Here is a 13,942-nt window from a genome sequence, read left to right as displayed (position 1 = left end):
TTAAATGAATGGAACTATGACTGATAGGAATGACATTATGGCGAGTATGCCGGCGGCGGATTACGAGACGCTGGTTGGACGAATTGATAACCTATGGAGTACGGCGAGGAACCGTGCTGTGGAGGCTGTCAATACTGAATTGCTTGACGCCAATTGGAAAACAGGACAATATATTGTTGAATTTGAGCAACAAGGTAAAATACGTGCCGAGTATGGCACACAACTCATAAACCGTTTGGCAAAAGATTTGACTGCCCGTAGAGGAAAGGGATTCAGCCGATCGAATCTAATATATATGAGAAAGTTCTACCTCTGTTTCCCAAAAAGTGTGACAGTGTCACACCTTTTGACATGGAGCCACTATTATGAACTTCTGAAGTGTGAGGATGAAATGGAGATGCAGTTCTATTATAAAGAAGCTCTTAATCAGAAGTGGAAAGTTCGGGAATTGCGCCGTCAGATTAAGTCTTCGCTTTTTCACCGTCTTGCGCTGAGTACGGATAAAGCGGGTGTGTTGGCTCTTGCCAGACAGGGACATCCTATATTGACTGCGGATGATATTATCCATGACCCGTATGTATTGGAATTCACAGGACTGCCGCAGAAGAAACGTTATAAGGAGAATGATTTGGAAAAGGCTCTCAAAGACAACATGGAGAAGTTTCTGCTGGAGCTTGGGCGCGGATTCGCTTTCATCGGTCGCCAATACGTGATGCCTATCGGTGGACGGCAATTCAAGGTAGATTTGGTGTTTTACCACGCCATATTAAAATGTTACGTTTTGATTGACCTCAAACGGAATGAAATATCACATGGTGACATCGGGCAGATGAATCTATATTTGAATTACTTTAAGAATGAGGTATGTATGCCCGACGACAACCCGCCAATCGGCATTGTACTTGGAGCCAAACGTGATGAAGTGTTGATGGAATATGCTCTTGAAGGAATCACCAACCAACTTTTTGTTGCCCGTTATCAGCTCTACCTGCCAAGGAAAGAGGAGTTGCAAGCCCAATTAGACAAAGTGCTAAATGATAATGCATAATTCTTTCGCTTATTCATTGCTTTTGCAAATTTTTGACTAACTTTGCATTGTCATGATAAAATTGCCCTTTCTACATATATCCCTGCTGGCTCTGGCGACTGTCCCTTTGGCATGCGGCTCCAACAAAGCTGCATCCGGAGAAACGGATGGCAACGTGCCCGACACACTGCACGCTGCCACACTCTATGGACCCACTTCATATTTCTCCTATCGTGGTCAGACAATGGGCTTCGACTATGAGAACGTGAAACGCTTTGCCGAGGATGAGAACCTTGTGCTTGACCTTAAAGTGGCTCCTTCACTAAATGCCCTACTGAAGATGCTCGAAAACGGGGAAATTGAACTCGCGGCGTATCCAATACCGATAATAGAGGAATATAATAAGGTGGTCAGACATTGCGGTTACAAGGAAATCACATGGCAGGTGCTCGTACAGCCCCACAACAAGGAGAGGATATCCGACGTAACCGGTCTTGTGGGGAAGGACGTATATGTGGAAAGCGACTCAAAGTATTATTACAGACTGAAAAATCTTGATCAGGAACTTGGTGGCGGAATAAACATCGTCACCATTACAAAGGATTCCCTCATCACCGAAGACCTGATCCGGATGGTGGATCGCGGAGAGATTCCATTGACAGTAGTTGATTCCGACATAGCTGAACTCAACAAGTCATACTATCCACGTCTTGACATTGGCATGAAGATAAGTCTCGACCAATTCTCCTCATGGGCAGTAAGAAATGATCTTGATTCACTCGCATCCAAAATCAATAATTGGGAGAAGAGACACGATAATTCCCAAATGCTCAGGGAGATCTATAAGAAATACTTCGAGATAAGCAAGTCTTCCGCCCCATACGAAAATCCTGTTGAAGCTCTCGGCGTAAAGATCAAGAAAGGAAAACGCATATCAAATTACGATGCAACCTTTCGTCGACACGCAAAGATCCCGGGCTACGACTGGCGTCTTTTGGCTTCGATTGGCTTCAACGAATCAAGTTTCAACAACGACACAGTGTCATGGGCTGGTGCAAAAGGACTGATGCAGCTTATGCCAGCCACGGCAAAGACCGTCGGCGTTGAGCCGGAGGAGCTTGTAAATCCCGAACGCTGCATCTTCGCCGCCGCTTCTCTCCTTAAGAAGCTTGATCTCGCTCTGGCAGAAAAAGTGCCTGATCCCGACGAGCGTCAGCGTTTCGTAGTGGCTGCATACAATTGTGGACTCGGACATATCTATGATGCCATTGCTCTCGCCGAGAAATATGGACTCGACAGCAAGCGATGGATCGGCAACGTAAGTGAAGCCGCACTAATGAAGTCAAGACCAAAATATTATAACGACAAGGTTGTGAAAAACGGTTACTTCCGCGGACGCGAGACAGTAGACTTCGTTGACAAAGTGTTCAGCGTGTACGACTTTTTTATCAAGCATACACAATGAACTTCCACCCTCCTTTTGTTGTTACACTTTAAACCATAAACTATAAACATTAAACCATAAACCAACATTCCGCATAAATGAAAAAGAACTATGTCTATGTCGGCGCAATCCTGATGCTCGCTGCCACTCTCCCACTCCAATCATGTATCGGCAGCTTCTCTCTGACAAATAAGGTGCTTTCCTGGAATAATCAGGTAGGTTCAAAATTTGTGAACGAACTCGTGTTCTTTGCGTTCTGGATTCTTCCCGTATATGAAGTGACCTCTGTGGCAGATCTGCTAATTCTCAACTCAATAGAGTTCTGGAGCGGCAATAATCCGGTGGAAGCATCTACAAAGGTGATCGATACAGACCAAGGCAGATATTACATAGCATGTGATGGCAAAGGATATGACATCACAGCTCCTAACGGCGACAAGGTGCGTCTGGATTTCGAGGCAGATTCCCAGACATGGTCAGTAGGAGTCAATGATGAGGAAACAATCCCGTTCATGACCATGATTGATGATTCCCACGTCAAGATGATCACTCCGCAAGGTGATTTCCGCGCCATACCGCTCTCCGAGCAGGGTGTCATGGCTTACTCCTCTATGACACAAGGCACCACACTCTGCATGAAATAATATCGGAAAAACAGTCGCCTGCGCAATATCATAAAAGTGCGGCACGTTTCTTAACTAAAAATAATTTGAAAATTTTTAATCTCCGGTTAATCCATTTTCAAGTTTAATTGTTAGATAAAGAGAAGCAACATTATTCTTCCGCTTGCTTCTTTACCGAATTAACTAAATAACAAAAATATAAATCAAACAAGCATTATTAAAAATGAAAGCACTCCACTTAATAAGCGCAGTTATCGGCGGAGCAATCGCCGGCGCGGCTGTAGGTCTCCTCGTAGCTCCTGAAAAAGGTGACGACACTCGTAAGAAAATCCTCAACCTTCTGAAAGAGAAGGGCATCAATCTCAAGAAATCAAAACTTGAGGAACTTGCTGATGAGATTGAAGATCAGATCGAACAGGCCCTCTGATTTAATAATCCCAAATAATCTTTCTTATCTGTAATCAACGAATCTTTGTAAGTATGAAATCTCTTAATATCCTTTATGCTTTCCTTGGAGGCGCAATCGTAGGATGCGGTGCAGCTCTCCTTCTTGCTCCTGAGAAAGGTGCTGATGTTCGCTCAAAAATATGCGATATTCTGAAAAGAAAAGGCATCAAGATCAGCGATGATGAGGTTGACGCTCTCGTTGCGGAGCTTGCTAAAACTGAAGAGTAACATTTCTTTTAAACAATATAGAGAAAGGAGGGAGTGGTTCCACTCCCTCCTTTTTTAAGATTACTAAAAGCACACCTAACCTTTTTCTGATGAAAACAAAAATTACTGATGAAATAAAGGAGCTTTTATCTCAAAGCGTAAATTGGGCTAAACTTGAAGTGGAGTATTTCAAACTGACGGCTGCTGAAAAAATCATAATACTTCTCAGCACCCTTATAGTCGGTGGAATATGCATGGTGCTTCTTCTCCCGCTTTTCATGATGCTCCTTATGGCGTTGGCAGGCGTCTTCAAGCTTTTCCTGTCGCCACCTCTCGCCTACCTTGCTGTCAGCGGAATCGTTGCCATAATGATTCTCCTGATATTTATCTTCAGGAAACAACTTGTCATCACTCCTGTAGCAAAGTTTATAACCCGTCTCTTTCTTGAGAAGGATCACCAGAAAAAATCTTAATTATTGCTGATATGAATGAGATTGCGAAAAACCAGCCTACTGCAAAAGAGATCACGCAGCCTAAATCATCCTTCAAGGGTTATTCTCTTGAAGAAATAAGATACCAGCGTGCTCTGGTGGCTCTTCAGAAAGAGTTCTGCAAGACTAAGATCACCCGCAGCCTATCAAATCTGCAAAAGAATAATCCTTTGTCGCCAAATGCTTCGCCCGCAGCAGGATTGCCGGGTAAATTCGGAGCCATTACAGGAAAGTTCCTGAAAGGATTGAATTATCTTGACTATGCAATGATCGGATTCTCCGTATTCGGATCAGTAAGGAAAGTGATGTCTTTCTTCCGCCGTAAAAAGAAGAAATAGTTAAAATCTGTTAATTAAGGATTGCCTGTTAAACTATTTCGTCTTTCAAGCGTCTATTAAGTATATAAGGTAATTGTCGCCGACATTGCCAAGAAAAATAATAAAACAATGCTATCGCGACAAAACGGAGCTGGGTCGAGGCCTTCGCTCCGTTTTTCTTTAAATTCTCCCGCCGTCTCAATGGAATACGAAATTGTCAATAATTTTTTTGATAAAGTTCTTGCATATTACAACCATTCCTATTAACTTTGCGTTATGAAAATAGAGAGGGCAAGAGAGCTCTCATTCCCATACCACATCAAAGTAATATTTGGGAAACTCATCAAACTATTATGAAATACCGAGACAAGCTGTCGTATCAATGGCGGGCCCCCCGCTTTCGGGCGGTGCTCTTCTGAGCGCAGGCGGATTACAAAGATACGATGGCACTCAAATCCTGTCAATCGGAGTTTCATCACAAATCCTTTGATGTGGCTTCATAAAAGTCGATGATTGGGCAAAATGCCTTTTCATCGACTTTCTTTAAATAGGCAGAATATATATCCCCACTCTCCGGCTCTCGGATAAGCACGAAAATCCGACTCTCCTGATTTTCTGAAATCTTTTTGTTAAATCTAATATTTTTTATCTCTATGAAATCTGTAGAAGAATCACTTCTTAAGCGCACAAGCGTCAGACGCTACGAACGCGAGGCAATTCCCGAAGAGACGATGCAATTCATCTTCGATGCCATCCGCAATACACCCACGAGCTACAATGGACAACAGTTCTCCGTCATCGACATCGATGACCAGGCTCTTAAAGAGGAACTGTATGCACTCACGAATCAGAAACAGCTGAAGACCTGCAACCGTCTGTTGATATTCTGTTCCGACTACAATAAGATCACCCGTCTTGCAGAGAAGAAAGGATTTGACGTTCCTCCGTTCACCAATACCATGGACGGAACCATCATCGGCATAATCGATGCCTCGCTCGCCATGATGAGCGCGGTGGTGGCTGCACAGGCAGCCGGGCTCGGAAGCAACTGCGTAGGCTACCTGCGTACTGTTGACCCCGCCAAAGTGGCAGAGCTGCTCCATCTCCCCAAGGGTGTGTTTGTAGTCTGCGGTCTTGCCCTTGGTGTGCCCCGTGAGCAACCCGACCTGAAACCGAAGCAACCCAACGAGACTGTATTCTTCAAAAACAGATACTGTGCCGATGAGAATCAACTCGTGGATGACCTTGAAAAATATGACGAGCTTATCAAGCACTATAATGCTACACGTGCCGGAGGCACATCCGATAACGACTGGTGTGACCACATCCTCGGCTACTATCGTCATGCCATGAACTACAAGATTCTTGAATATCTCAAGAATCAAGGCTACGACATCTCCAAGTGATCAAAAAAATTGACACTTCTATAAGAATATCCAAACAAAAAAAGAGGGGTCTGAAAAATTTTTCAGACTCCTCTTTTTGTTTGCTTGAGATAATCTTATTTCACCTTGTCAACGATTGCCTTGAAAGCCTCAGGATTATTCATTGCGAGGTCAGCGAGCACCTTACGGTTGATCTCGATACCTGCCTTGTGGATAAGACCCATCAACTTGCTGTAGGAAAGATCCTCCAGACGAGCGGCAGCGTTGATACGCTGGATCCAGAGAGCGCGGAAGTTGCGTTTTTTCTGCTTACGGTCACGATAAGCGTAAGTAAGACCTTTCTCCCAGGTATTCTTGGCAACTGTCCACACGTTACGACGGCTTCCGTAGTAACCACGGGTGAGTTTCAGTATTTTCTTTCTTTTAGCTCTTGAAGCTACATGATTGACTGATCTTGGCATTTTTGTTCAGTTTTTGAATGTCAGCGGCATTATACATTGCTCTTGCAGTGCTGCGCATTCGGTTAATATAATAAAATGATAAAAATGAAACAAGAAGGCGGAGCAGACCGGATTCTTGTATGGTAATTTTACACGACCGATCAACGGATGTTAAGAAGCTCTCTAATCTGACGCTCGTTTGCACCTGCTACAAGTGCAGTGTGGTCAAGATTTCTTTTACGCTTTTTCGACTTCTTTGTCAAGATGTGGCTGTGGTAAGCGTGTTTTCTTTTGAGTTTCCCTGTCCCGGTGAGCGCGAAGCGCTTCTTGGTCGCGGAATTGGTCTTTACCTTTGGCATTTTGTAAAAATTTAGTTGTTGAAAATTCACCTCGGCACGAAGTGCCTACGGTCTCTATTATTTTATTATTCCTTTGATTCTACTTCTTCTGTAGAAGCAGCGGCTCCATTGGATTCCGGCTGACGGGCAGCCTTATTCTCCTTCCCCTCTTTCTTAGGTGCTACCTTTAGGGGCGAAACCATAATGATCATACGTTTTCCTTCAAGCACGGGCATCATCTCTACCTTGCCATATTCCTCCAGATCGTTAGCGAATCGGAGCAGAAGCACCTCTCCCTGTTCCTTAAACAGGATTGAACGTCCTCGGAAAAATACATAAGCCTTCACTTTTGAGCCCTCCTTCAGGAAGGATATCGCATGCTTCAGCTTGAAGTTGTAGTCATGGTCGTCCGTCTGCGGACCGAAACGGATCTCCTTAACCACCACCTTCGCAGCTTTCTGCTTCTGCTCTTTCTGGCGTTTTTTCTGCTGATAGAGGAATTTCTGATAATCCAGAATTCGGCATACAGGCGGCTCCGCATTAGGCGATATTTCTATCAGGTCGAGCTCCATTTTCTCCGCGAGACGAAGTGCCTTATCTATCGGATAGATACCTTGCTCAACATTATCGCCAACCAGACGCACTTCTCGTGCCCGGATGTGTTCGTTGATTACGTAAGGGTCCTTGCTGTTGCGCTCAGCACCACCACGACGTGGTTTCTGACCTGCGGGCGATGCCCCGGCGGGACGTGGAGGACGCGGTGCGCCTCCGGCGGGCCTGCGAGGACCGGTAAATTGCGTTTTTTTCTCCATTCAGTTGTTGCTTTTTCTTTAGAGCAGCTTAATTTTTTTGTTTATTTTATCATGGATGCGATCTCTGCATTCAATTCGGCTGCAAAGTTAACGATTTTCATCGAACCTTTATCACCTTCGCCCTGTTTTCTTACAGAAATTTCATCATTTTGTGCCTCTTTTTCTCCTACGATAAGCAGATAGGGCACTTTTTTCAATTCATTGTCGCGGATTTTCTTCCCGATCTTCTCATTGCGGTCGTCGACAAATGCACGCACTCCCTCCTCATCAAGCATCTCAACTACCTTGCGGGCGTAGTCGTTGAATTTCTCACTGATGGGAAGCACCACTGCCTGCTCCGGTATCAGCCAGAGAGGAAGTTTGCCTGCCGTGTGCTCAAGAAGCACAGCCACGAAACGCTCCATTGATCCGAATGGCGCACGGTGAATCATCACAGGGCGATGTTTCTGGTTGTCGCTGCCTGTATATTCCAGACCAAAACGCTCCGGAAGGTTATAATCCACCTGAATTGTGCCGAGCTGCCAACGGCGTCCGATAGCATCCTTCACCATGAAGTCAAGTTTCGGACCGTAGAACGCTGCCTCACCCTCAACCTGCTTTGCCTTCAGACCCTTCTCGGCACAAGCCTCGATAATGGCGTTCTCAGCAAGGTGCCAGTTCTCATCGGAGCCTATATATTTCTCCTTATTATTAGGATCACGCAATGAGATCTGTGCCTCATAATTCTTGAAGTCGAGTGCCTTGAAGATATAGAGGATGATATCCATCACTTTCAGGAACTCACCCTTTATCTGGTCTGCCGCACAGAAGATATGAGCGTCATCCTGAGTAAAGCCTCTCACCCTGGTCAAGCCGTGGAGCTCGCCGCTCTGCTCATAACGATATACTGTGCCAAACTCCGCAAGACGCATCGGAAGATCGCGGTAGCTGCGCGGGCTTGACTTGTATATCTCGCAGTGATGAGGGCAGTTCATCGGCTTCAGCATATATTCCTCACCCTCTTCCGGAGTGTGGATAGGCTGGAATGAATCCTTACCATATTTTGCCCAATGTCCGGAAGTGACATACAATGCCTTATTTCCGATATGCGGGGTGATTACCTGAAGATAACCATACTTCTTCTGTATCTTTCTGAGGAACTGCTCAAGCCTGTCGCGGAGCGCGGCACCCTTGGGAAGCCACAAAGGCAGACCCTGTCCCACTGTCGGCGAGAATGTGAAAAGCTCCATCTCCTTGCCGAGCTTACGGTGGTCACGTTTCTTAGCCTCCTCAAGAAGGGTCAGATACTCATCAAGCATCTTCTTCTTAGGGAATGTGATACCATATACGCGCACAAGCTGATTGCGTTTCTCATCACCACGCCAGTATGCTCCGGCAAGAGATAATATCTTGGCAGCCTTAATCGGCGATGTGTTGGCGATATGCGGACCACGGCAAAGGTCGGTGAATGCACCCTGAGTATAGGTGGTGATATGTCCGTCCTCAAGCTCGCTGATAAGCTCGCACTTGTAGGTCTCGCCCCTGTCGCCAAACATTTTGAGGGCATCCTCCTTAGAGATGTCGGCTCTTACTATGTCCTCCTTACGGGCAACAAGCTCCATCATCTTGTCTTCGATCTTCTTGAAGTCGTCTGACGTGATCTTATGCTCTCCCGGATCGATATCGTAATAGAAACCGTTCTCAATAGCCGGACCAATGCCGAACTTCACACCGGGATAAAGCTCCTGCAGTGCCTCTGCAAGAAGATGGGCAGACGAATGCCAAAACGCATGCTTACCCTCTTCGGAATCCCACTTGAAAAGCTCTATGCTTGCATCCTCAGCAATCGGACGGGATATATCCCAATCCTGCCCGTTGACTTTCGCAGCAAGTACATCTGCTGCAAAACGGGGACTTATGCTTTCTGCTACCTGAAAAGGAGTCACCCCCGATTCATATCCCCTTACGCTTCCATCGGGGAAAGTGATGTTGATCATATTATGATGTATGTTGTTGTTTCTTTATTTTTAACAGACCTTAATGCCGACCTGTTTTATTCGCGCAAAATTACTAAAATTTTCCAATATTTCCATCAATTCATCTTAATATTTTTAACGCTACTCATTATTTTAAACATTTTATAGCATGTTTAAGGGAGTTTTAATACCCTTTTTCATCTTCTTCTGCTATTTCTTCTCTTTTTTTGTTAATTTTGCATCTTGTTATGAAGATTCCCGCATTCAAAATATTCCGCTTACGGCGCCGAGCCCTCATCGGGCTCGGGCTGGCAGCATCTTTTTCTCCGCTATTCGCCCAGGTAAATGCCGAGCAGGTGCTGACTATCGGACGAAACGTATTGTCGATGGAAGACTATATGCTCTCCATACAATATTTCAATCAGGCAATAAAAGCCAAACCCTATCTTCCCGACCCTTACTTTTTCAGAGCTATCGCCAAGCTCAGTCTTGACGACTATCAGGGGGCGGAGGAGGATTGCAATAAGGCCATCGAGCTCAACAAATTCAAGACAGAGGCATATAAAGTGAGAGGATTCGCTCGCCAATGCCTGGGAAAGGAGGAAGCGGCCATCGACGATTACGACATCGGATTGTCGCACAACCCTGTCGACCGGAATTTTCTTTTCTACAAGGCTGTCGCACAGACTGAGCTGAAACGATATGAGGGTGCCGACTCAACATTCTCCACTCTCCTACGTCTTTTTCCGAAATTTGAGGAGGGATGGGCAGCACGTGGCAGGCTAAATCTTGAAAAGGGCGACACCATCGCCGCGCTCAATGACCTTGACGCTGCGCTCAATCTCTCTAAAAGTCTTATAAATCCCTACCTGATAAGGGCATCCATAGAATGGAAGCGAAAGGAATGGGACAAGGCTGCGGAAGACATGGACGCGGCAATAAGATTGCGTCCTGAGGTTGCCGACCTATATGTAAACAGGGCATTCATCAGATATAACTCGGATGATTTCTTCGGAGCCATGAGCGACTACAACTACGCAATCGAGCTTGACCCGAAAAACACCTCCGCGCTCTTCAACCGTGCGCTGCTGCGATATGAAGTGAAAGACCTTGCACGTTCGGAAGCTGACATGACGGCGGTGCTTGAGATTGAGCCTGCTAATTTCCACGCATTATACAACCGTGGTCTTGTACGGCTCGAACAGGACAAAAACCGTGAGGCTCTTGCCGATTTCGAGGCTATCTCAAAAAAATATCCACGCTTCTACCCCGTCTATTATGCCATGGCTGAAGCCCACAGGAATCTCGGCGACATGCGTTCCGCCATGCAGCTTGCATTCCATGCCGATGACCTCGTGAAAAACTACGTGAAGAATCCGGAGAAGAATCCACTTGACCGTCCGGCAATTGCTGCTGCCGAGAGCAACGACCGAAACGATCATGCCGACCATGAAGAATCGGAAATCGAGGTAATGGATAAGTTCAACCGCCTCGTCACTGTGTCGGATGCAGTAGAGACCCAACTCTCCTACAACGAGAAAATTAAGGGACGCGTACAAGATAGGAACGTACAGGTGGAATTGGAGCCTATCTACGCACTCACGCTTTCAGAGACCCCACTCACCCTTAAATCCGTGTCAAACTATTTCCGCGACCTCGACGATCTCAATCAGCAGCACTATATCGCAAAGATGTTTTATCTGAATCCGGGCACTCCGGCTGCCTTCGATGAGAATGACGCCGAACGTCTTTTCAAATATTCCGACGAACTGAAGCAACTCATCGCCTCAGGGAAAGGACGCCCCATCGACAGGCTCGCGCTTGCCGTCACCCTTACAATGCTGAAAAACTATCCTGAGGCAATCGAGAATCTTGATAAGGTTATTGAGATTGACGATAAATTCACCGTTGCTTACATGGCTCGTGCATTTGCAAAGTTGGCTGATGCTCAGGCAAAATCCAAATCCCGGCAAGAGGGTGCAGATGAAAAGAACGACTATCTGCAACGCCGTGCGCTTGCCGCCGCATTGCAAGACGTAATCTCCGACTATGATCGTGCAATAACGCTCAACCCCCGATTGATATTCGCATGGTTCAACAAAGGCAATATCTATTATTCCGCTGGTGATTTCACGTCGGCACTGCAATGTTTCAGCGAGGCGATAAAGACTGACCCGAACTTCGGTGAGGCATATTTCAACCGAGGACTCACCTATCTGCAATCCGGCAACAAGAAACAGGCTTTCGCCGATCTGTCAAAGGCTGGTGAGCTTGGTGTGCTCCCGTCATACAATATCCTCAAGCGCATGCAATAATCTGACTTGCATCCTCAAAAAGGATTCTGTCAACCATACGCATAAAAATACACATAAAAAAAGTCCGCATCATTAATGATACGGACTTTTTTATGCTTGCTGATGCTATGATTACTCGCCAGCCTTTGCTGCTGCACCACGAGCTGCACGAGTCAGCTGTACGGCACATACCACTGCATTCTTAGCATTGATAAGCTCAAGACCCTCATAGTGAAGATCGCCTACTGCCAAGCTCTTGCCAAGACCAAGTGAATCCACGTTTACTACGAGACGCTCAGGAATCTGGTCATAGATAGCTTTCACTTTGAGTTTGCGGAGTGAAAGTGTCAGCTTACCACCGGCTTTAACACCCTCAGCGTGACCTTCGATCTGAACAGGAACCTCCATTACGATAGGTTTCTCAGGACCAACCTCAAGGAAGTCGATGTGAAGAACTGTATCCTTCACCGGCTGGAACTGAATCTCTTTCATCACTGCGATACGCTTGTCGCCATTGATGTCAAGGTCGATTTCGAAAATATCGGGTGAATAGATGAGCTTACGCACATCCTCTGCTTTCACTACGATGTCGGTAGTGATGAGACCACGGTTGTCAGCGATCTCTACAACCTTCTCACCAGCTTTAAGCTCACCTGCATAAGGAAGCTCTACAATTTTACCACCGTTAAGAACTGCGGGGATTTTACCCTCTGCACGCAAAGCCTTTACCGACTTCTTGCCAAGCTCAGTACGAGGCTGAGCGCTCAATTGAAATTTTTTCATTGTTGTTTGTTGTGTTACTCAAAATAAGTTTTTCGCTCCGGACATATCGTCTTCGGGGAGCCGCCACGGGAGCTTTCGCACCGGGCAACAGATTTCCCATCACACGTTTTTGCTCAAAAGCTGGCGCAAAATTACAATTTTTTTTCCATTCCCGCAATACCGGGACAGTCCTACCAACGTTTATAAGCCGAAATTTACATCATTTATTATAATGATTCATTGCAAACGCGGCTCCACTAAGGCAAAATGCCTTAACTGCATCCGCTGCCGTCTTAAGCTTCGCCGGAAGCTCCTTCTTCTCCTCCGGAGGAAATTGTCCGAGCACAAAATCTATCTGACCTCCCTTGGGAAAATTGTTACCCACACCGAATTTCAATCTCGCATAATTCTGTGTACCGAGTTGTTCCGCTATGTTTTTAAGTCCGTTATGTCCGGCATCCGACCCACGTTCCCTGATTCTTATGGCTCCAAACGGAAGCGAAAGGTCATCCACTATCACCAGCAGATTCTCAAGCGGGAGTTTCTCCTTATTCATCCAGAAACGCACAGCCACGCCGCTTAGATTCATAAAAGTGGAGGGTTTCAGCAAAAGCAGTTCACAGTTTTTCACCTTCACCTCTGCCATATCGCCATATCTGCACGACTTGAATCCGATCCCGGCATCATCTGCTATGGTATCGCCTACCATAAAACCCACATTATGGCGTGTGCCCTCATATTCCGGTCCTATGTTTCCAAGACACACTATCAAATATCTCTTCACTACCTCTTTGTTTATTTCCGTCTGCCCGGCATGGGTGTCCCGCCGGAACAGACGTCTTAGTAATTTAATCATCATCTTCGTCATCATCTTCCCAATCAAGGAAAAATGAATCTGCATAACTCTCCTCCTTAAAGCGCGACAACTCGCGGCTATCTCGCTTGGTAGGTCTACCGAGACCTTTCTGACGGTCAACAAAACCCGAGATCTTGGTCATTTCAAGAAGTTCATATTGAGACGGAGAGGTCAGATTCTCCAGATATTCCGGCACAAGTTTCGCCCCCAATCTATTTGGGGGAATCTGAAGCACACGAAACGTATACGTCACCGGCGGTTTCTTCACGTCGACCACATCGCCCGGCTTTATCATCCTTGAAGGCTTGAGCGACACGCCATTTATCGTGACCCTCCCCTTCTTACATGCGTCTGTGGCTATAGTGCGCGTCTTAAACACACGCATACACCATAGCCACTTGTCAATTCGTTCTTCTGCTTTAGGCATATCAATCAATGTATCATTTAAGTTTCGCAAGTTTTCCAACTTGCTTCACTTAAATGGTTTAAGGTTTAATGTTTATGGTTTATGATCATTAAATTTTGTATAATGAAAAGATTCGTG

Annotated in this window: 16 protein-coding genes; 9 read left to right on the top strand and 7 right to left on the bottom strand. The window is 45.9% G+C overall.

Annotated features, from left to right (window positions below; translation table 11 throughout):
- The first annotated feature begins 16 nt into the window (after nt 1-16).
- The 8 genes from E5331_RS16910 to E5331_RS16875 all read left to right on the top strand — a co-directional run bounded on the left by E5331_RS16910 (nt 17) and on the right by E5331_RS16875 (nt 5,962).
- Nucleotides 17-1,048 carry a PDDEXK nuclease domain-containing protein gene (locus E5331_RS16910; protein ID WP_275441275.1) on the top strand — a complete coding sequence of 344 codons (1,032 nt, stop codon included), beginning with the start codon at nt 17-19 and terminating at the stop codon, nt 1,046-1,048.
- A 52-nt stretch (nt 1,049-1,100) separates the two neighbouring features.
- Nucleotides 1,101-2,492, top strand: a complete 1,392-nt coding sequence (locus tag E5331_RS16905; RefSeq protein ID WP_123481286.1) for an MltF family protein — start codon at nt 1,101-1,103, stop codon at nt 2,490-2,492.
- Nucleotides 2,493-2,569: 77 nt separating this feature from the next.
- Complete coding sequence (locus E5331_RS16900; RefSeq protein ID WP_123481285.1) at nt 2,570-3,115, top strand: DUF3332 domain-containing protein; 546 nt, start codon at nt 2,570-2,572, stop codon at nt 3,113-3,115.
- A gap of 202 nt (nt 3,116-3,317) precedes the next feature.
- A complete protein-coding gene (locus E5331_RS16895) occupies nt 3,318-3,521 on the top strand; it encodes a YtxH domain-containing protein (RefSeq protein ID WP_123481284.1) in 204 nt (67 codons plus the stop codon).
- A gap of 53 nt (nt 3,522-3,574) precedes the next feature.
- Complete coding sequence (locus E5331_RS16890; protein ID WP_123481283.1) at nt 3,575-3,769, top strand: YtxH domain-containing protein; 195 nt, start codon at nt 3,575-3,577, stop codon at nt 3,767-3,769.
- Between the two features lie 89 nt (nt 3,770-3,858).
- Nucleotides 3,859-4,221 carry a phage holin family protein gene (locus E5331_RS16885; RefSeq protein WP_123481282.1) on the top strand — a complete coding sequence of 121 codons (363 nt, stop codon included), beginning with the start codon at nt 3,859-3,861 and terminating at the stop codon, nt 4,219-4,221.
- An 11-nt stretch (nt 4,222-4,232) separates the two neighbouring features.
- Nucleotides 4,233-4,577 (top strand): hypothetical protein, encoded by a 345-nt coding sequence (locus tag E5331_RS16880; protein WP_123481281.1) that lies wholly within the window; start codon nt 4,233-4,235, stop codon nt 4,575-4,577.
- 632 nt (nt 4,578-5,209) lie between these two features.
- On the top strand, nt 5,210-5,962 hold the full coding sequence (locus E5331_RS16875; protein WP_123481280.1) for a nitroreductase family protein: 753 nt from the start codon (nt 5,210-5,212) through the stop codon (nt 5,960-5,962).
- A 95-nt stretch (nt 5,963-6,057) separates the two neighbouring features.
- Here E5331_RS16875 and rplT read toward each other — a convergent pair whose 3' ends face one another.
- The 4 genes from rplT to thrS form a co-directional block, all read right to left on the bottom strand.
- Nucleotides 6,058-6,402, bottom strand: a complete 345-nt coding sequence (rplT, locus tag E5331_RS16870) for a 50S ribosomal protein L20 (RefSeq protein WP_123481279.1) — start codon at nt 6,400-6,402, stop codon at nt 6,058-6,060.
- 140 nt (nt 6,403-6,542) lie between these two features.
- Nucleotides 6,543-6,740, bottom strand: coding sequence for a 50S ribosomal protein L35 (gene rpmI, locus E5331_RS16865; protein WP_123481278.1), 198 nt, complete (start codon nt 6,738-6,740; stop codon nt 6,543-6,545).
- Nucleotides 6,741-6,805: 65 nt separating this feature from the next.
- On the bottom strand, nt 6,806-7,531 hold the full coding sequence (gene infC, locus E5331_RS16860) for a translation initiation factor IF-3 (protein WP_123481277.1): 726 nt from the start codon (nt 7,529-7,531) through the stop codon (nt 6,806-6,808).
- A 41-nt stretch (nt 7,532-7,572) separates the two neighbouring features.
- On the bottom strand, nt 7,573-9,507 hold the full coding sequence (gene thrS / locus E5331_RS16855) for a threonine--tRNA ligase (RefSeq protein WP_123481276.1): 1,935 nt from the start codon (nt 9,505-9,507) through the stop codon (nt 7,573-7,575).
- Nucleotides 9,508-9,734: 227 nt separating this feature from the next.
- Here thrS and E5331_RS16850 point away from each other — a divergent pair, with 227 nt between their 5' ends.
- On the top strand, nt 9,735-11,801 hold the full coding sequence (locus E5331_RS16850) for a tetratricopeptide repeat protein (protein ID WP_123481275.1): 2,067 nt from the start codon (nt 9,735-9,737) through the stop codon (nt 11,799-11,801).
- Between the two features lie 111 nt (nt 11,802-11,912).
- Here the strand turns inward: E5331_RS16850 and E5331_RS16845 are convergent, their stop codons facing one another.
- The 3 genes from E5331_RS16845 to E5331_RS16835 all read right to left on the bottom strand — a co-directional run bounded on the left by E5331_RS16845 (nt 11,913) and on the right by E5331_RS16835 (nt 13,825).
- Nucleotides 11,913-12,563, bottom strand: coding sequence for a 50S ribosomal protein L25 (locus tag E5331_RS16845; RefSeq protein WP_123481274.1), 651 nt, complete (start codon nt 12,561-12,563; stop codon nt 11,913-11,915).
- Between the two features lie 199 nt (nt 12,564-12,762).
- Nucleotides 12,763-13,443, bottom strand: coding sequence for an aminoacyl-tRNA hydrolase (gene pth, locus E5331_RS16840; RefSeq protein ID WP_275441274.1), 681 nt, complete (start codon nt 13,441-13,443; stop codon nt 12,763-12,765).
- A complete protein-coding gene (locus E5331_RS16835; protein WP_123481273.1) occupies nt 13,391-13,825 on the bottom strand; it encodes an RNA-binding S4 domain-containing protein in 435 nt (144 codons plus the stop codon). The genes pth and E5331_RS16835 overlap by 53 nt, the downstream gene beginning before the upstream one ends.
- Between the last annotated feature and the right edge of the window lie 117 nt (nt 13,826-13,942).

The organism is Lepagella muris (assembly GCF_004793975.1).
GTDB classification, from domain to species: Bacteria; Bacteroidota; Bacteroidia; order Bacteroidales; family Muribaculaceae; genus Lepagella; species Lepagella muris.
This window is presented reverse-complemented; position numbering and strand designations above follow the sequence as displayed.

Excerpts from the sequence above, each read along its gene's own strand:
- E5331_RS16910 (WP_275441275.1), top strand. The coding sequence starts at position 17 with ATGACTGATAGGAATGACATTATGGCGAGTATGCCGGCGGCGGATTAC.
- E5331_RS16905 (WP_123481286.1), top strand. The coding sequence starts at position 1,101 with ATGATAAAATTGCCCTTTCTACATATATCCCTGCTGGCTCTGGCGACT.
- E5331_RS16900 (WP_123481285.1), top strand. The coding sequence starts at position 2,570 with ATGAAAAAGAACTATGTCTATGTCGGCGCAATCCTGATGCTCGCTGCC.
- E5331_RS16895 (WP_123481284.1), top strand. The coding sequence starts at position 3,318 with ATGAAAGCACTCCACTTAATAAGCGCAGTTATCGGCGGAGCAATCGCC.
- E5331_RS16890 (WP_123481283.1), top strand. The coding sequence starts at position 3,575 with ATGAAATCTCTTAATATCCTTTATGCTTTCCTTGGAGGCGCAATCGTA.
- E5331_RS16885 (WP_123481282.1), top strand. The coding sequence starts at position 3,859 with ATGAAAACAAAAATTACTGATGAAATAAAGGAGCTTTTATCTCAAAGC.
- E5331_RS16880 (WP_123481281.1), top strand. The coding sequence starts at position 4,233 with ATGAATGAGATTGCGAAAAACCAGCCTACTGCAAAAGAGATCACGCAG.
- E5331_RS16875 (WP_123481280.1), top strand. The coding sequence starts at position 5,210 with ATGAAATCTGTAGAAGAATCACTTCTTAAGCGCACAAGCGTCAGACGC.
- rplT (WP_123481279.1), bottom strand. The coding sequence starts at position 6,402 with ATGCCAAGATCAGTCAATCATGTAGCTTCAAGAGCTAAAAGAAAGAAA.
- rpmI (WP_123481278.1), bottom strand. The coding sequence starts at position 6,740 with ATGCCAAAGGTAAAGACCAATTCCGCGACCAAGAAGCGCTTCGCGCTC.
- infC (WP_123481277.1), bottom strand. The coding sequence starts at position 7,531 with ATGGAGAAAAAAACGCAATTTACCGGTCCTCGCAGGCCCGCCGGAGGC.
- thrS (WP_123481276.1), bottom strand. The coding sequence starts at position 9,507 with ATGATCAACATCACTTTCCCCGATGGAAGCGTAAGGGGATATGAATCG.
- E5331_RS16850 (WP_123481275.1), top strand. The coding sequence starts at position 9,735 with ATGAAGATTCCCGCATTCAAAATATTCCGCTTACGGCGCCGAGCCCTC.
- E5331_RS16845 (WP_123481274.1), bottom strand. The coding sequence starts at position 12,563 with ATGAAAAAATTTCAATTGAGCGCTCAGCCTCGTACTGAGCTTGGCAAG.
- pth (WP_275441274.1), bottom strand. The coding sequence starts at position 13,443 with ATGCAGATTCATTTTTCCTTGATTGGGAAGATGATGACGAAGATGATG.
- E5331_RS16835 (WP_123481273.1), bottom strand. The coding sequence starts at position 13,825 with ATGCCTAAAGCAGAAGAACGAATTGACAAGTGGCTATGGTGTATGCGT.